Genomic DNA, 16,431 nt, shown 5'->3' with positions numbered 1-16,431 from the left:
CCAAAGAACGCCGATGAATCCCGACGCCCACAAGATCTGGCCCGCTCCGCGCTGGGCCCTGGCCCTGTTGCTCGCGCTGCTGGGCATGCTCGGGCCGTTTTCCATCGACACCTATCTCCCGGCCTTTGCGGGCATTGCTGGCGCATTGGGCGCCACGCCGGTGCAAATGCAGCAGACGCTGTCGGCCTATTTGTTGGGCTTTGCCTTCATGAACCTCTTCCACGGCGCGCTGTCGGACAGCTTCGGACGCCGCCCGGTGGTGCTGTGGGGGCTGGCGGTGTTTACGATCGCCTCGGCGGGCTGCGCGCTGTCGCAAACCATCGGCCAACTCGTCTTCTTCCGTGCCTTGCAGGGCTTGTCCACCGGGGCGGGCATCGTGGTTTCGCGCGCCATCATCCGTGACATGTTCCCGCCCGCGGATGCCCAGCGCGTGATGGCCCAGGTGACGATCTATTTCGGCGTGGCACCGGCGATCGCTCCCATCATCGGCGGCTGGATCTTCGTGCTGTCGGATTGGCACTTGATTTTCTGGTTTCTTGCCTTGCTGGGCGTGGCATTGTGGGTGGCCAATCACCGGCTGCTGCCCGAGACGCTGCATATGGACCATCGCCAGCCCTTCGAGCTGCGCCACCTGATGCGCGGCTACTGGCAGCTGTGCAGCGACCCGCGCTTCGTGCTGCTGGTGCTGGCCAGCGGGGTGCCCTTCAATGGGCTGTTCCTGTATGTGCTGTCGGCGCCGGCCTTTCTGGGCGTGCACTTGGCGCTCGCGCCGACCCAGTTCTTTTGGTTCTTCGTGCTGAGCATCGGCGGCATCATGGCCGGGTCGTGGTGCAGCGGTCGGCTGGCCGGCCGGATCGCGCCCAAGCGACAGATCCGCCACGGTTTTCTCATCATGACCGTGGTGGGGGGGCTCAATCTGGTGGCCAATGTGCTGTTCCAGGCCCATGTGTCCTGGGCCCTGTGGCCGATCGCGGTGTTTGCCTTCGGCTGGGCGCTGATGGTGCCGGTGGTCACACTGCTGGTGCTGGACCTGTTCCCCCAGCGCCGCGGCATGGCCTCCTCGCTGCAGGCGGCCGTGGGCTCATTGGCCAATGCCCTCGTGGCCGGGGTGCTGGCGCCGCTGGTGATGGGCAGCACGGTCGCGCTGGCCGCCGCCTCGCTGGGCTTGATGGGCGTGGGGCTGGCGGCTTGGGTCTATCTCCATCACCGCTGGCCTGAGATCGGCCGCTGCACGCATCGGTCCGAAGCCATCGCCTCGGCGGCGTCCTGAGCGCGCCCGCCGGGCGGCGCTTGCTGGCGCCCCCTCGTTCCGGCGGGTGAAGCTCCTCAAACTCCACTTTCACACCTGTTTGCAAGTCCTTATTTTTGCTGGACTTTTTTTGTCTTCGTTTCTTGGAAATCAATTGTAAGTAGTTGATTTCATTGGCAATTTTTCAAAATTTCCTTGACCGCCGAAGGGGCGCTCGCTAAAGTGGGAGAAAGTGCAACTTAGTGGGGCTTTGTGTCTTCAGTGGTCTTCCAAGGGGCGTCTGCCCTGTCGCTCGATGCCAAGGGGCGCCTGACCGTCCCGGCGCGGCATCGCGACGTGTTGGCCGCCCTGTGCGCGGGACGGCTGACCCTGACCAAGCATCCCGAGGGTTGCCTGATGGTCTTTCCTCGTCCGGCCTGGGAGCAGTTTCGCGACAAGATCGCGGCGCTGCCGATGTCGGCGGCTGGCTGGAAGCGCATCTTTCTGGGCAATGCCCAGGATGTGGAAATCGATGGGGCCTCGCGCGTACTGATCTCGCCCGAATTGCGCGCAGCGGCCGGCTTGAACAAGGACGTGATGCTGCTGGGCATGGGCAGCCATTTCGAGCTATGGGATGCCGAGCGCTATGCCGCCCACGAGGCGGCGGTCATGCAGCAGGGCATGCCCGAGGTGCTCAAGGACTTCAGTTTCTGACGGCCATGAGCGGCGCCACGCCCCCTGTTCACGAGCATCGCACGGTCTTGCTGCACGAGGCCGTGCAGGCTGTGCTGACCACGCCCGACGGCACCTATATCGATGGGACCTACGGCCGCGGCGGCCACTCAAGGTTGCTGCTGTCGCGTCTGTCGCCGCGTGGCAGGTTGCTGGTCTTCGACAAGGACCCACAAGCCATTGCCCATGCCGCGCGGGTCCAGGACCCGCGTTTTGCCATCGAGCATGCGGGTTTTTCGACGATGGCGCAGGTCTGCGCGCGCCGCGGTATCGACCGCGTGGATGGCGTGCTGCTGGATCTGGGGGTCTCCTCGCCGCAGATCGACGATCCTGCGCGCGGATTTTCTTTCCGTCACGACGGCCCCTTGGACATGCGCATGGATCCGTCGCGCGGAGAGTCTGCGGCCGAGTTCCTTGCGCGCGCCGACGAAAAACTCATCGCGGAGGTCATACGCCATCATGGGGAAGAACGGTTTGCTGTACAGATTGCAAAGGCGATTGTTGCTCGCCGCCAAAGCGGGCGCCCGGTTCGAACCACGGGCGAGCTTGCCGAGCTCGTGGCTCGTGCGGTCAAGACGCGCGAGCCGGGCCAGGATCCCGCCACGCGCACCTTTCAGGCTCTTCGGATTTTCGTCAACGCCGAGCTTGAGGAGCTCGAACAAGGGCTGAACGCCGCGCTGTCGCTGTTGGCGCCAGGGGGGCGGCTGGCGGTGATCAGTTTCCACTCGCTGGAGGACCGTCGCGTCAAGCAGTTCATCGCGGGTCATGCGCGTGCCCCCATCGAGCGCGGCAGTCCTCAGGCGCTGGGTCTGGCGCCCGTGCCCGAGCCGCTGCTCAAGGCGGTGGCGCGCATTCGTCCCTCACCGGCCGAGGTCGAGGCCAACCCACGTGCGCGCTCGGCCATCTTGCGCGTGGCCGAACGCACCGCCGCGCCTTTGGGGGGAGCATGAGCCGTCTCAATGTCCTCCTGTTCGTGGGCTTGATCGTCAGTGGCTTGTACTTGGTGCATGTGTCGCACCAAGCCCGCCGGTTGTTCGTGCAAGTCGAGCGTGCCCAGGCCGAGGAGCGCGCGCTGGAGACCGAGCACGAGCAGCTTCAGCTGGAAAAGCGCGCGCAGGCCACGCCGTTGCGGGTGGAAAAAATCGCACGCGAAAAACTGCAGATGCGCACGCCCACGGCGGCCGTGACGCAGTATGTCCATTACGAAGGGGCGGCTTCGGCTGCGCAGGGGGGCGCTCGATGAGCTGGCTTGCCCGTCTGGTGTCGCGTTCGGACCGCCGGCCTTCGGCACCGCGGCGCCGCCCTCGCAAATGGGCCACTCATGCGCTGCACGAGGTGCGGTATGCCACCAGTCCGCTGCTGGCGTCCAAAACGCCGCCTTGGCGCTCGAAGTTCCTCGTGGCTTGCATCGGCTTGTCGTTCATGGTGCTTTTGTGCCGTGCGGCCTACGTGCAAATCTTTGGCAATGACTTCTTCCAGCGTCAGGGCGAGAGTCGCTATGCGCGCACCCTCGAGCTGCCGGCCAACCGCGGTCGCATCCTCGACCGCAACGGCCTGATTCTTGCCTCCAGCGTGCCGGCGCCGTCCATTTGGGTCATTCCCAAGGACTTCGAGGCCGACCGAGCGCAACGCCGCGAACTCGCCCGTCTGCTGGGCATGACCGCAGCCGAGTTGGAAAAACGTTTGAGCGACAATCCGAATTTCGTCTGGCTGCGTCGGCAGATCGACGAAGACGTGGCCGAGCGCGTCAAGGCGCTGGGGCTCAAGGGTGTGCACCAGGTCAAGGAGTACAAGCGCCGTTATCCCGAGGGTGAGGCCGTGGCCCATGTGGTGGGCTTCACCGACATCGAGGATCGCGGCCAGGAAGGCGTGGAGTTGGCCTTTCAGCGCGAGCTGGCCGGCCGCCATGGGCAGCGTCGTGTCATCCGCGATCGGCTGGGGCGCATCGTCGAGGACATCGGCGAGAGTGTGGCGCCGGTCGATGGGCAGGACATTCAGCTGTCCATCGACTCGAAGATCCAGTTCTTTGCCTATCAGCGTCTGCGCGATGCCGTGGCCGAGCACAAAGCCCAGGCCGGTTCGGTGGTGGTGCTGGACGTGCGCAGCGGCGAGGTGCTGGCCCTGGCCAATTACCCGAGCTACAACCCGGCCAAGCGCGAGAATCTCAGTGGCGCCCAGTTGCGCAACCGGGCACTGACCGACACCTTCGAGCCTGGCTCGACGATGAAGCCTTTCGTGGCGGCCTTGTCGATGGAAACCGGGCGCGTCTCGCCCAATACCGTGATCGACACCGGGGCCGGCTGGATCAGCATCACCGGTTCGACCATCCGAGACACCCATGCCTATGGCCGCCTGACGGTGGCCGAGGTGATCCAAAAATCCAGCAACGTCGGCACCGTCAAGTTGGCTCAGCAAATTCCCTCGCGCGAGCTGTGGGAGATGTTCACCGAGATCGGTCTGGGGCAAAAGCCCCAACTGCCGTTCCCGGGCGTGGCCAGCGGGCGGCTGCGGCCTTACAAGACGTGGCGGCCCATCGAGCATGCCACGATGAGCTACGGCTATGGCCTGTCGGTCTCGTTGTTCCAGTTGGCACGGGCCTATACCGTGTTTGCGCGCGATGGGGAGCTCATCCCCGTCACCTTGTTGAAAAACCCCGATCCGGCCCCTGGCGTGCGGGTGTTCTCTCCGCGTGTGGCCCAAACCACGCGACGCATGTTGCAGATGGCTGCCGGCCCGGGCGGGACGGCGCCGCTGGCCCAGACCGTGGGCTATTCGGTCGGCGGCAAGACCGGCACGGCGCGCAAGCAAGAGGGCAGGGGCTATGCCGACAAGAAATACCGAGCGTGGTTCGTCGGCTTGGCGCCGGTGGAACAGCCGCGCATCGTCGTGGCGGTGATGATCGACGAGCCTTCGGCGGGCAAGTTCTACGGTGGCGTGGTGGCGGCGCCCGTGTTTGCCGAAGTGGTGCAGCAAAGCCTGCGCATGTTGGGTGTGCAGCCCGACATTGCCGTGCAGCCGCAAATCGTCGCGCGCCATGCCTACAGCGTGGAGGAGAGTTTTTGATGTCCGTGCGCGTCTTTGACACCGTGATGGCCGCGCAAGACTGGCTGCGCCAGCAGGGCTGCACCGACCTGGCCATCGACAGCCGGCGCATCCGCGGTGGTGAGGCTTTCATTGCCTGGCCGGGGCATGCCACCGATGCGCGCCAGCACGTGGCTGCGGCCCTGGCGGCGGGCGCGCGGGCCTGCCTGGTGGAGCGGCACGGGGTCGAGGCCTTCGGTTTCGACGATGAGCGCATTGCCGCTTTGTCTGGCTTGAAGGCCGCCGCCGGCGTGCTGGCCGACCATTGGTTTGGGCACCCTTCGTCCCAGCTGGACCTCGTGGCCGTGACGGGCACCAATGGCAAGACCTCGACCGCGTGGTGGGTGGCGCAGGCATTGACGGCCTTGGGGCGCCCCTGTGGTTTGGTCGGCACCTTGGGCGTGGGGCGGCCGGGCGCGCTCAGCGCCACCGGGTTGACCACGCCCGACCCCGTCACGTTGCACCGCAGCTTGCGCGCCTTCGTCGATCAGGGCCTGCAGGCCTGTGCCATCGAGGCCTCCTCGATCGGCCTGGAGGAGCGGCGTTTGGACGGCACACGCATGGCTGTGGCGGCGTTTACGAACTTCACGCGCGACCACTTGGACTATCACGGCGGCATGGCTGCCTACTGGGAAGCCAAGGCGCAGCTCTTTGCTTGGCCGGGGTTGCGTGCGGCGGTCGTGAACCTCGACGACCCCAAGGGAGAAGACCTGCTGGAGCGCTTGCGTGGACGTAGCGCCGATGTGTGGACCTATGGCCTGCACGGCGCAGCCGGCTTGCAGGCCCGCGCAGTGGGCTACGGCAGCAGTGGCCTGGGCTTCGATTTGTGTGAAGGCTCGCAGTGCGTGCCGGTGCGCACCGCGCTGATCGGCCAGTACAACGTATACAACCTGCTGGCCGTGGCCGGGTGTCTGCGAGCCCTGGGGGTGCCGCTGGAGCAGGCCGCGCATGCTTTGCAGTCGCTGGGGCCCGTGCCCGGGCGCATGCAGCGCCTGGACGAAGAGGGCGTGGCCTCGGTGGTCGTGGACTACGCCCACACGCCCGATGCCTTGGACAAGGCGCTGAGCGCCTTGAGGCCCTTTGTTCGCGAGCGAGGCGGGGCGCTGTGGTGTGTCTTTGGCTGCGGCGGCGATCGCGACAGCAGCAAGCGTCCCCAGATGGGCGCGATCGCCCAAGCGCGTGCTGACCGTGTCATCGTCACCAGCGACAACCCGCGCAGCGAGCCGCCGATGCGCATCATCGAGCAGATCGTCGCGGGCATGCGTCCGGCTCCCACGTTGCAGGCGATCGAAGACCGGCGTCTGGCGATTGCCACCGCGGTGGCGGCGGCCGACCCGCGCGACGTCATCTTGCTGGCGGGCAAGGGCCACGAGGACTATCAAGAGATTGCCGGCCAACGCCTGCCCTTCTCGGACGTGGAGGAGGCCCGCGCGGCGCAGCGGGCGCGGAGGTTGCGCGCATGATGACCTTGTCCTTGGCTCACAGCCTGCTGCCCGGCTCCACTCTGGTGGGCGATGGGCAGACTCGGCTGCTGCGCGTGCACACCGACACGCGCAGCTTGCAAGCGGGGGACTTGTTCGTGGCGCTGCGCGGCCAGCGCTTCGACGCGCACGAGTTCTTGGCGCAAGCGCGCGCCGCCGGTGCGGCCGCCGCCGTGGCCGAGCGCGGGCTGAACGAGGCCGGTCTGCCGGGCTTGTTGGTGCACGACACGCGCGCTGCGTTGGGACAGCTGGCCGCCGGATGGCGAGCACGCATGCAATTGCCGCTCATTGCGGTGACCGGCAGCAACGGCAAGACCACCGTCACGCAGATGATCGCCTCCATCCTGCGGGCCTGGGTGGGAGACGCGGCTGCTTTGGCCACGCAAGGCAACTTCAATAACGACATTGGTGTGCCACTGACCCTGTTGCGCCTGCGGCAGGACGACCAGACCTGGCACCGGGTGGCCGTGGTCGAGCTGGGCATGAACCACCCGGGCGAGATCGCTCAGCTGGCGCGCTGGGCTGCCCCCACGGTGGCCTTGGTCAACAACGCGCAGCGCGAACACCAGGAATTCATGCACGGTGTGGAGGCCGTGGCTCGCGAAAACGGGGCGGTGATCGAGGCCTTGGGGCCCAAGGGCGTGGCCGTCTTTCCAGCCGAGGATGCCTACACGGAACTGTGGCGCAGCTTGGCGGGCGCGCGGCCGGTTTGGGTCTTCGGCGAGCAGCAGCAGGCCGATGTGCGAGGTCAAGCCCAGTGGAGCGACACCGGTTGGATGCTGCAGGTCGATACACCCATGGGCCGGTTCGAGACGCAGCTGCACATTGCCGGGCGTCACAACATCCACAACGCGCTGGCCGCCACGGCCTGTGCCTTGGCGGCCGGTGCGCCGCTGGAAGCGATCGCGCAAGGCCTGCAACGCTTCGTGCCCGTGCGTGGGCGCTCGCAACTGCAGGCGCTGGTGCTCGACGGGGCCCCGCTGCTGCTGGTCGATGACAGCTACAACGCCAACCCTGACTCCGTGCGGGCGGCCATCGACGTGTTGGCCGAACTGCCTGCTCCGCGTTGGTTGGTGCTGGGAGACATGGGCGAGGTCGGAGACCAGGGCCCGGCCTTTCACGCCGAGGTCGGGGCTTATGCGCGCGAGCGCGGCATCGACATGTTGTGGGCCGTGGGAGCGCAAAGCCTGCATGCCGCCCGTGCGCATGGGGCGGGGGCGGTCCATTTCGCCTCCACCGCCGATGCCGTGGCGGCGTTGGGGCAGCGGCCAAGTGGCGCACGCAGTGTGCTGGTCAAAGGATCGCGATTCATGAAGATGGAACAGATGGTGCAGGCGCTGCAGGCACGGGCTGCTGCGGTGCCTGCCGAGGCGGGCCGTTTCCAAGGGCCCACCCATGTGCAGGGAAAGGACCAGCCATGCTGATCACGTTGGCGCAATGGCTGCAAGGGCTGTCGCCGGAACTCGGGTTCTTGCGGGTGGTGCAGTACCTCACCTTCCGCGCGGTCATGGCGGCCATGACGGCATTGCTCATCGGCTTGGTGTTCGGTCCGTGGGTCATCCGCAAGCTCACCGAGCTGAAGATCGGTCAGCCCATCCGCGAGTACGGTGTGCAAGCCCATCTGTCCAAGCGCGGCACGCCCACCATGGGTGGCGTGTTGATCTTGCTGGGCATGACGGTGTCGACCCTGCTGTGGTTCGACTGGTCCAACCGCTTCGTCTGGATCGTGTTGCTGGTGACCTTGGGGATGGGCGCCATCGGCTGGGTGGATGACTGGCGCAAGGTCGTGCAGAAGAACCCCGAGGGCATGCGCTCGCGCGAGAAGTACTTCTGGCAATCGGTGATCGGTTTGACCGCGGCCACATTCTTGGCGTTCGCGGTGTCGGAGTCGTCCAACCTGCGCGTGCTCGAACTGTTCGTGCGCTGGGTGCAGTCGGGATTTTCCAACCCGCTGCCACCCAATGCGGATTTGTTCGTGCCCTTCTTCAAGACGGTGAGCTATCCGCTGGGGGTTTGGGGCTTCATCATCCTGAGCTATCTGGTCATCGTCGGTTCGAGCAATGCCGTCAATCTCACCGACGGCCTGGACGGCCTGGCCATCATGCCGGTGGTGATGGTGGGCTCGGCCCTGGGGGTGTTCGCCTACGTGGTGGGCAATGCGGTGTACTCGCGCTATCTGCTGTTTCCCTACATCCCTGGCGTGGGCGAGCTGTTGATCTTCTGCGCGGCGATGGCCGGTGCGGGGCTGGCGTTTCTGTGGTTCAACACCCATCCGGCCCAGGTTTTCATGGGCGATGTCGGGGCCTTGGCCCTGGGCGGTGCGCTGGGCACGATCGCCGTCATCACGCGTCAGGAGATCCTGCTGGCCGTCATGGGGGGCATCTTCGTCGTCGAAGCCCTGTCCGTGATGGTGCAAGTCGTCTATTTCAAATACACCAAACGCAAGTACGGCGAGGGCCGGCGCATTCTCAAGATGGCGCCACTGCACCACCACTTCGAGAAATCCGGCTGGGCCGAGACGCAGGTGGTGGTGCGCTTCTGGATCATCACCATGCTGCTGTGCCTGATGGGCTTGGCCTCGTTGAAGCTGCGTTGAACGGGAACATCGCACACTGACCATGAAGGACCTGCAAGGCATCACCGTTCTCGTGCTCGGGCTGGGCGCGTCGGGCTTGGCCATGGCGCGCTGGTGCGTGCGTTGCGGGGCCCGGGTGAAGGTCTGGGATTCGCGTGCGCAGCCCCCGCAGGCCCAGGTGCTGCGCCAGGAACTGCCGCAAGTCGAGTTGTTCTGTGGCGAGGCCATGCCCTCGTGGGTCGAGGGCGTGCAACGCATTCTCAAGAGCCCTGGTCTGTCCCCCCACGACCCGCGGTTGCAGGGCCTGCTGGCCGAAGCGGCGCGGCGGTCCGTGCCGGTGCAAGGGGAATTGGATCTCTTTGCCCGCGCACTGGCCGATCTGAAGGCCGAGCGCCGCTATGCGCCCAAGGTCGTGGCCATCACCGGGACCAATGGCAAGACCACCACCACGGCGATGGCCGCGCTGCTCATCGAGCGTGCCGGCCGTCGCGTGGCCACGGCCGGCAACATTGGGCCGACCATGCTCGACACCCTCGGGCAGGCCTTGGACCTCGAACCCGAGGTGCCCACCGCAGTCGAGCCGACGCACACCGGCCCGCAAGCGCAGGACACCGCGCCGCTGGCCGAGGCGGCCGAATCGCATAAAGACGTCGCCGCCCCGGACGAAGACGCCCAGGCCGTCGATGCCATCCATGCGGCCGAACGCCACATCGAGGAGACGCTGGAGGCCGTTGCGGCCCTCACCGGTGAAAGCGAGCCAGTGCTGCCGCTGGCGCCGCCCCCGCCTGCGCCGCCGGTGTTCGAGCACCTGCCAGAGGTGTGGGTGTTGGAGTTGTCGAGCTTTCAGCTCGACGGCGTGCAAGGCTTCGAGCCGAGCGCGGCCACGGTGCTCAACCTCAGCCAAGATCATCTGGACTGGCACGGCAGCATGGATGCGTATGCGGCGGCCAAGGCGCGCATCTTTGGTCGCGAGGCGGTGATGGTCATCAACCGTGACGACCCTCGGGTCGAGGCGATGGTGCCGGCGCCACAGACCGTCGGCAAAGGGCGTACGGCCAAAGTGATCGAACGGTCCGTGGTGCGATTCGGGTTGGATGCGCCCAGCCATCCGGGTGATTTCGGGTTGGTCGTGGATGCGGGCATGGCCTGGCTGGTGCGAGCCCTGCCCAGCGATGAGCCGCACAAAGCGACCCGTCGCCGCAAGGATGAAGCCGATGAGGAACTGGTGCTCCAGCGCTTGATGCCCGCCGATGCGCTGCGCGTGCGAGGCCGACACAATGCCGCCAACGCCTTGGCGGCCCTGGCCTTGGCCACGGCCATCGGCTGTCCGTTGGCGCCCATGCTGCACGGCTTGCGTGAGTACGCCGGCGAGCCCCACCGGGTGCAGCATGTGGCCACCGTCGGCGGTGTGGACTATGTGGATGACAGCAAGGGCACCAATGTCGGCGCCACGGTGGCGGCGCTGCTCGGGCTGGGGGCCGACCGCCTGGGGCGCCGGCTGCTGGTGATCTTGGGCGGTGACGGCAAGGGCCAGGATTTCACGCCACTGGCCGATCCGGTGTCGCGTCATGCACGCTTCGTGGCATTGATCGGGCGTGATGCCCCGGCCTTGGAGGCGGCGCTGGCCGGCACTGGGGTGGCGCTTGCGCGTTTCGACAGTCTGGAAGCCGCCGTGCGCGGCTGTGCCGAGCGGGCCGAAACTGGCGATGTCGTGCTCATGAGTCCGGCGTGTGCGAGCCTGGACATGTTCCGCAACTACGAGCATCGCGCCGAAGTGTTCGTGGCGGCCGTGCGCGCTTTGGCCCAAGAGCGGGGTGAGGTGGTATGACCGCGGCGTCTCGCACCACCGGCTGGGACGCCTTCAAGGCGCGCCTGCGCTGCCTGTGGCCGGCCGCCGGCGGCCGAAAAGGGCGCGACGTGCCGGTGCGCGACTGGGTGGCCACTGGCCGGCCTGCTCGTCTGCAAGGCTTCGACCAAACCTTGGTGTGGGTGGTCGTGGCCTTGCTCGCGCTCGGCTTGGTGATGGTGTATTCGGCTTCCGTGGCTTTGCCGGACAATCCGCGCTTCTCGCGTTATGCGTCCACGCATTTCCTCCTCCGGCATGCACTATCGATCGGACTGGCTTTCATCGCCAGCCTGGCCGTGCTGCAAGTCCCGATGCAGGCCTGGGAAAAATACGCGCCTTGGCTGTTCGTGGGGGCGCTCGCGTTGTTGGTGGTCGTGTTGCTGCCCTTCATTGGCAAAGGCGTCAATGGCGCGCGTCGCTGGATTCCGATGGGCTTTTTGAATTTCCAGCCCTCCGAGCTGGCCAAGCTGGCCATCGCGATGTATGCCGCGGGCTACATGGTGCGAAAGATGGAGGTCAAGCAACGCTTCTTCCAGGCCGTGGCGCCCATGGCCGCCGCGCTGGTGGTGGTGGGCCTGCTATTGCTGGCCCAGCCCGACATGGGGGCCTTCATGGTGATCGCCGCCATCGCGATGGGCATTCTTTTCCTGGGTGGGGTGAACGGACGCATGTTCTTCCTGATGGCTGCGCTCATCGTGGCGGCCTTCGTCGTGATGATCAGCGTCAGCGAGTGGCGGCGCGAGCGCATCTTCGCCTATCTCGATCCGTGGAACGAGGCTTACACCCTGGGCAAGGCCTACCAGCTGTCGCATTCGCTCATTGCCTTCGGTCGCGGCGAGATTTTTGGCCAGGGATTGGGCTCCAGCGTCGAGAAGCTGCACTACTTGCCCGAGGCTCACACGGACTTCCTGCTGGCCGTGATCGGCGAGGAGCTGGGCTTCGTCGGCGTGGCTGCGGTGATCGTCGCATTTTTCTGGCTCACGCGACGCATCTTTCACATTGGTCGCCAAGCCATTGCGCTGGACCGCGTCTTTTCGGGTCTGCTGGCCCAGGGCATCGGTATTTGGATGGGGGGGCAGGCCTTCATCAACATGGGCGTGAATCTGGGCGTGCTGCCCACCAAGGGCTTGACCTTGCCGCTGTTGAGCTACGGTGGGTCGGCCATCTTGATGAATTGCATCGCCATTGCCGTGGTGCTGCGCGTGGACATCGAAAACAGGCAGCTCATGCGGGGGGGACGCACGTGAGCCATCACCTCGTCATCATGGCCGCCGGCACCGGGGGGCACATCATTCCAGGGTTGGCCGTGGCCCAGGAGATGCAGCGCCGGGGATGGAGCGTGAGCTGGCTGGGCACCACCACCGGCATGGAAAACCGCTTGGTGCCGGCCGCCGGTATCGCGCTGGATACCATTGCCTTCACGGGGTTGCGCGGCAAGGGCTGGTGGCACACCCTCACCGGAGGACTGCGTTTGCTGGCAGCCTTCGTCTCCTGCTGGCGCATTCTGGGCCAGCGCCGGGCCGATGCCGTGCTGGGCATGGGCGGCTATGTGTGTTTCCCTGGTGGCCTGATGGCCGCTGCGCGTCTGAAGCCGCTGGTGTTGGTGAACGCCGACGCCTCTTTGCTGATGAGCAACCGTGCGCTGTTGCCCGTGGCCGATGCGGTGGCGTTCGGCTTCGACGGCGCCGCTGCGGTCAAGACCAAGCGCGCGGTGGTCACTGGCAACCCGGTGCGCGAAGACATCGAAGCCATGCCCGGCCCCGAGGAGCGCTTTGCCGGCCGACACGGGCCCTTGCGCGTGTTGGTGGTGGGCGGCAGCCTGGGCTCGCGCGTGCTCAACGAGACGCTGCCCAAGGCACTGGCGCGGATTCCCGTGGACCAGCGGCCGCGCGTCGTGCATCAGACCGGTGCGCTCAACCGCGATGCGGTCAAGGCCCTGTACCGGGCCGAAGGCTTGGATCCCGACCACGAGGTCGAGGTGCTGCCCTTCATCGATGACATGGCGCGCCGCTTGGCCGAGTGCGATGTGGTCGTGTGCCGAGCCGGCGCGGTCACCGTCAGCGAGTTGTGCGCCGCCGGCGTGGCCAGCGTGCTGGTCCCGCTGCTGGTGAGCACCACTTCCCACCAGCGCGACAACGCCCAGTACATGGCTCAGCATGGGGCGGCCCTGCACCTGCCGCAAGACGAACTCACGCCCGAGCGTTTGGCCGAGCTGCTGTGCGGCCTGGACCGCGACACCCTCGTGGCCATGGCGCGCAAAGCCCGCAGCCTGGCACGCCCGCGTGCAGCCGCCCGCGTGGCCGACGAAATCGAAAAGCTGGTGCAAGCCCACCATGGAGGGGCGCGATGAAACACGCCGTCAAACACATCCATTTCGTCGGCATCGGTGGGGCCGGGATGAGCGGCATCGCCGAAGTGCTGTTCAACCTGGGGTACACCGTGTCCGGCTCCGACCAGGCCGACAGCGCCACCGTGCGCCGATTGGCCGCTTTGGGCCTGAAGGTGATGATCGGCCACGATGCGCAGAACATCGCTGGAGCCGACGCCATCGTCATCTCCACGGCGGTGCGTGGCGACAACCCCGAGGTGATCGCCGCGCGCGCGCGCCGCGTGCCGGTGGTGCCGCGCGCGGTGATGCTGGCCGAGTTGATGCGGCTCAAGCAGGGCATCGCCATCGCTGGCACGCATGGCAAGACCACGACCACCAGCTTGGTGGCCAGTGCGTTGGGCGAAGCCGGCGTCGATCCCACCTTCGTGATCGGTGGGCGCTTGAACAGTGCCGGCGCCAACTCTCGATTGGGATCGGGTCAGTACATCGTCGTCGAGGCCGATGAATCCGATGCTTCATTTCTCAACCTGATGCCCATCGTCTCGGTCGTCACCAACATCGATGCCGACCACATGGAAACCTATGGGCACGACTATGCGCGGCTGAAGGCGGCTTTCGTCGATTTCCTGCACCGCATGCCGTTTTACGGCGCGGCGATTCTGTGCGCCGACGACCCCGGTGTGCGCTCGATCATTCCGATGATTTCACGCCCGGTGATCACCTACGGTTTCGGGGAGGATGTGCAGGTGCGTGCCGTCGATGTTCGCGCCGAGGGGGCGCAGATGCGCTTCGTCTGCCAGCGTCGCAATGGCGTGGCCATGCCCGACCTGGAAGTCACGCTCAACCTGCCGGGTGAGCACAACGTGCTCAACGCCCTGGCCGTCATCGCAGTGTGCACGGAGCTGGAGCTGCCCGATGCGCCGGTGCTCAAGGCCTTGGCCGAGTTCAAAGGGGTGGGGCGGCGCTTCCAGCGCTATGGGGACCTGCCGGCCAAGGGGGGCGGTCGATTCACCCTGATCGACGACTATGGCCATCACCCGGCGGAGATGGCTGCCACGCTGGCGGCTGCACGCGGGGCGTTCCCGGGCCGCCGACTGGTGTTGGCGTTTCAGCCGCACCGCTACACCCGCACGCGCGACTGCTTCGAAGACTTTGTCAAGGTCATTGGCCAAGGGGCCGATGTGGTGCTGCTCACCGAGGTCTATGCCGCTGGCGAGACGCCCATCGTGGCTGCCGATGGGCGCTCGCTGGCGCGTGCCCTGCGTGTGGCGGGCAAGCTCGATCCGGTGTTCGTCGACGAGATCGGCGACATGGCCCAAGCCATCCTGGACCATGCGCGCGATGGCGATGTGGTCATCACCATGGGGGCGGGCAGCATCGGCGGGGTACCCGCCCAGGTGCTCGAGTTGTTGAAGGAAGCCGCATGAAGTTCGATCCGTCTTCGATCGATGTCAAAGCGCTGGGCAAGGTGGCCGTGCTGATGGGCGGCCTGTCTGCCGAGCGCGAAGTCTCGCTGATGTCTGGCACCGGGGTGCTGCAGGCGCTGCTGTCTCAAGGGGTCGATGCCCACGCCTTCGATCCGGCCCAGCGCGACTTGTCCGAACTCAAGCGGGAAGGCTTCGATCGCTGCTTCATCGCCCTGCACGGCCGCTTCGGTGAGGACGGCACCGTCCAAGGCGCCCTGGAGCTGCTGCGCATTCCCTACACGGGCTCGGGCGTGATGGCTTCCAGCATGGCCATGGACAAGGTCATGGCCAAGCGAGTGTGGCGTTTCGAGGGGCTGCCTACGCCGGATTGGCGTTTGGTGACCAGTGCCGAAGAAACCCGCGCGGCCTTGCAAGCCCTGGGCGCGCCGATGATCGTCAAGCCTGCGCGGGAAGGCTCCACCCTCGGACTGACCAAGGTGGAACGTGTGGAGCAATGCGACGCTGCCTATGCGCTGGCCTCGTCCTATGACACCGAGGTGTTGTGCGAGGAGTTCATTGCCGGAGACGAGACCACCTGCCCGGTGCTGGGGGAGGGGGCCTCGGCCCAGGCGCTGCCGGTCATCCGCATCGTGGCGCCGCAAGGCAATTACGACTATCAGAACAAGTATTTCACCGACACCACGCAGTACCACTGCCCAAGTGGTCTGCCCGCCGAAGAAGAGCGCGAGATTCAACGCATCGTCGTGCAGGCCTATCGCACCCTGGGGTGCCGAGGGTGGGGGCGTGCCGACGTGATGATCCGCGCCAGCGACCGCCGTCCGTTCCTCTTGGAGATCAACACATCGCCGGGGATGACGGGCCATTCCTTGGTGCCCATGTCGGCGCGCGCGGCCGGTTTGTCGTATGAGCAGCTGTGCCTGTGGTTGGTGTCGCAGGCCGCGTTGGAACACACCGTGCACCCCTGAACCATGCCGCTGGACATTCGCCTCATGAACGCCGCTGCCGCCGTGCTGTGCGCACTGGCTGCGCTGGTCTTTCTATGGGCTGCGGCCAGCTGGGTGGTGCGTTGGCCTGTGTTCTCGATCCGGGCCATCCGCATCGATGGTGACGTGGCGCGCAACTCGGTGGCCACGATTCGTGCCAATGCCTTGCCGCGTTTGAGTGGCAACGTGTTCACGATGGATTTGGCGCAAGCCCAGCAGGCTTTCAAGGCCGTGCCATGGGTGCGTCAGGCCGTGGTGCGCCGCGTGTGGCCCAACCGGCTGGCCGTCACGCTGGAAGAGCACGTGCCGGCCGCTTATTGGCGTGGTCCGAAGGGCGAGGACCGGATCGTCAACACTTTCGGCGAGGTGTTCGAGGCCAACCTGGGCGACATCGAAGACGAAAGCCTGCCCACTTTGACCGGCCCCGAAGGCAGCGCGGCGCGGGTGTTGGCCTTGTACCGCGAGGTGGCCCCCGTGTTGGCCCGACTGGGTTCGCCAGTGGTGCAGCTTGGGCTGTCCGAGCGAGGGCACTGGCATGCGCAGCTCGACAGCGGCGCGCGCATCGAGTTGGGCCGAGGCAGCGCCGAGGAAGTGCTGGCGCGCGTGGACCGGCTGGTGGCCACCATCGGTCAGGTCACCGCCCGCTACCCCGGACCGCTCGAATATGCCGACTTGCGCCACCGCGAAGGCTATGCCGTGCGCATCCGCGGGGTGACCACACAGACGATCCCGGCAGCAAAGAACTGAGG

The 16,431-nt window shown here is 66.3% G+C and carries 14 protein-coding genes; all 14 read left to right on the top strand.

Features of this window, described 5'->3' with window-relative positions:
• Positions 1-13 precede the first annotated feature (13 nt).
• Positions 14-1,270, top strand: a complete 1,257-nt coding sequence (locus CTA01S_RS08755; RefSeq protein WP_019561382.1) for a multidrug effflux MFS transporter — start codon at positions 14-16, stop codon at positions 1,268-1,270.
• Between the two features lie 240 nt (positions 1,271-1,510).
• A complete protein-coding gene (gene mraZ, locus CTA01S_RS08750; RefSeq protein WP_019561383.1) occupies positions 1,511-1,942 on the top strand; it encodes a division/cell wall cluster transcriptional repressor MraZ in 432 nt (143 codons plus the stop codon).
• Between the two features lie 5 nt (positions 1,943-1,947).
• On the top strand, positions 1,948-2,910 hold the full coding sequence (gene rsmH / locus CTA01S_RS08745) for a 16S rRNA (cytosine(1402)-N(4))-methyltransferase RsmH (RefSeq protein WP_019561384.1): 963 nt from the start codon (positions 1,948-1,950) through the stop codon (positions 2,908-2,910).
• Positions 2,907-3,203, top strand: coding sequence for a cell division protein FtsL (gene ftsL / locus CTA01S_RS08740; RefSeq protein ID WP_019561385.1), 297 nt, complete (start codon positions 2,907-2,909; stop codon positions 3,201-3,203). Before rsmH ends, ftsL begins: the two co-directional genes overlap by 4 nt.
• On the top strand, positions 3,200-5,023 hold the full coding sequence (locus tag CTA01S_RS08735; protein ID WP_019561386.1) for a peptidoglycan D,D-transpeptidase FtsI family protein: 1,824 nt from the start codon (positions 3,200-3,202) through the stop codon (positions 5,021-5,023). The genes ftsL and CTA01S_RS08735 overlap by 4 nt, the downstream gene beginning before the upstream one ends.
• Complete coding sequence (locus CTA01S_RS08730; RefSeq protein WP_019561387.1) at positions 5,023-6,504, top strand: UDP-N-acetylmuramoyl-L-alanyl-D-glutamate--2,6-diaminopimelate ligase; 1,482 nt, start codon at positions 5,023-5,025, stop codon at positions 6,502-6,504. Before CTA01S_RS08735 ends, CTA01S_RS08730 begins: the two co-directional genes overlap by 1 nt.
• On the top strand, positions 6,501-7,946 hold the full coding sequence (locus CTA01S_RS08725; protein ID WP_062194635.1) for a UDP-N-acetylmuramoyl-tripeptide--D-alanyl-D-alanine ligase: 1,446 nt from the start codon (positions 6,501-6,503) through the stop codon (positions 7,944-7,946). The genes CTA01S_RS08730 and CTA01S_RS08725 overlap by 4 nt, the downstream gene beginning before the upstream one ends.
• Entirely contained in the window at positions 7,940-9,118 is a 1,179-nt protein-coding gene (gene mraY, locus CTA01S_RS08720; RefSeq protein ID WP_019561389.1) for a phospho-N-acetylmuramoyl-pentapeptide-transferase, read from the top strand. The genes CTA01S_RS08725 and mraY overlap by 7 nt, the downstream gene beginning before the upstream one ends.
• Before the next feature lie 22 nt (positions 9,119-9,140).
• Positions 9,141-10,925 carry a UDP-N-acetylmuramoyl-L-alanine--D-glutamate ligase gene (murD, locus tag CTA01S_RS08715; RefSeq protein WP_019561390.1) on the top strand — a complete coding sequence of 595 codons (1,785 nt, stop codon included), beginning with the start codon at positions 9,141-9,143 and terminating at the stop codon, positions 10,923-10,925.
• Positions 10,922-12,190 (top strand): putative lipid II flippase FtsW, encoded by a 1,269-nt coding sequence (ftsW, locus tag CTA01S_RS08710; RefSeq protein ID WP_062194631.1) that lies wholly within the window; start codon positions 10,922-10,924, stop codon positions 12,188-12,190. Before murD ends, ftsW begins: the two co-directional genes overlap by 4 nt.
• A gap of 17 nt (positions 12,191-12,207) precedes the next feature.
• Positions 12,208-13,293: an undecaprenyldiphospho-muramoylpentapeptide beta-N-acetylglucosaminyltransferase gene (gene murG, locus CTA01S_RS08705; RefSeq protein WP_084362380.1), complete on the top strand. Its 1,086-nt coding sequence runs from the start codon at positions 12,208-12,210 to the stop codon at positions 13,291-13,293.
• Positions 13,290-14,699: a UDP-N-acetylmuramate--L-alanine ligase gene (gene murC / locus CTA01S_RS08700; RefSeq protein ID WP_062194625.1), complete on the top strand. Its 1,410-nt coding sequence runs from the start codon at positions 13,290-13,292 to the stop codon at positions 14,697-14,699. Before murG ends, murC begins: the two co-directional genes overlap by 4 nt.
• Complete coding sequence (locus CTA01S_RS08695; RefSeq protein WP_019561394.1) at positions 14,696-15,664, top strand: D-alanine--D-alanine ligase; 969 nt, start codon at positions 14,696-14,698, stop codon at positions 15,662-15,664. Before murC ends, CTA01S_RS08695 begins: the two co-directional genes overlap by 4 nt.
• A gap of 24 nt (positions 15,665-15,688) precedes the next feature.
• A complete protein-coding gene (locus tag CTA01S_RS08690; protein ID WP_310732002.1) occupies positions 15,689-16,429 on the top strand; it encodes a cell division protein FtsQ/DivIB in 741 nt (246 codons plus the stop codon).
• Positions 16,430-16,431 lie beyond the last annotated feature (2 nt).

The organism is Caldimonas taiwanensis NBRC 104434, from assembly GCF_001592165.1.
GTDB classification, from domain to species: domain Bacteria; phylum Pseudomonadota; class Gammaproteobacteria; order Burkholderiales; family Burkholderiaceae_C; genus Caldimonas; species Caldimonas manganoxidans.
Note: the sequence above shows the minus strand (reverse complement) of the source record. Positions and strands in the feature narration are given on the sequence as shown.

Bases quoted from the DNA above. Each gene is read 5' to 3' on its own strand.
- CTA01S_RS08755 (WP_019561382.1), top strand. From the start codon at position 14: ATGAATCCCGACGCCCACAAGATCTGGCCCGCTCCGCGCTGGGCCCTG.
- rsmH (WP_019561384.1), top strand. From the start codon at position 1,948: ATGAGCGGCGCCACGCCCCCTGTTCACGAGCATCGCACGGTCTTGCTG.
- ftsL (WP_019561385.1), top strand. From the start codon at position 2,907: ATGAGCCGTCTCAATGTCCTCCTGTTCGTGGGCTTGATCGTCAGTGGC.
- CTA01S_RS08735 (WP_019561386.1), top strand. From the start codon at position 3,200: ATGAGCTGGCTTGCCCGTCTGGTGTCGCGTTCGGACCGCCGGCCTTCG.
- CTA01S_RS08730 (WP_019561387.1), top strand. From the start codon at position 5,023: ATGTCCGTGCGCGTCTTTGACACCGTGATGGCCGCGCAAGACTGGCTG.
- CTA01S_RS08725 (WP_062194635.1), top strand. From the start codon at position 6,501: ATGATGACCTTGTCCTTGGCTCACAGCCTGCTGCCCGGCTCCACTCTG.
- mraY (WP_019561389.1), top strand. From the start codon at position 7,940: ATGCTGATCACGTTGGCGCAATGGCTGCAAGGGCTGTCGCCGGAACTC.
- murD (WP_019561390.1), top strand. From the start codon at position 9,141: ATGAAGGACCTGCAAGGCATCACCGTTCTCGTGCTCGGGCTGGGCGCG.
- ftsW (WP_062194631.1), top strand. From the start codon at position 10,922: ATGACCGCGGCGTCTCGCACCACCGGCTGGGACGCCTTCAAGGCGCGC.
- murG (WP_084362380.1), top strand. From the start codon at position 12,208: ATGGCCGCCGGCACCGGGGGGCACATCATTCCAGGGTTGGCCGTGGCC.
- murC (WP_062194625.1), top strand. From the start codon at position 13,290: ATGAAACACGCCGTCAAACACATCCATTTCGTCGGCATCGGTGGGGCC.
- CTA01S_RS08695 (WP_019561394.1), top strand. From the start codon at position 14,696: ATGAAGTTCGATCCGTCTTCGATCGATGTCAAAGCGCTGGGCAAGGTG.
- CTA01S_RS08690 (WP_310732002.1), top strand. From the start codon at position 15,689: ATGAACGCCGCTGCCGCCGTGCTGTGCGCACTGGCTGCGCTGGTCTTT.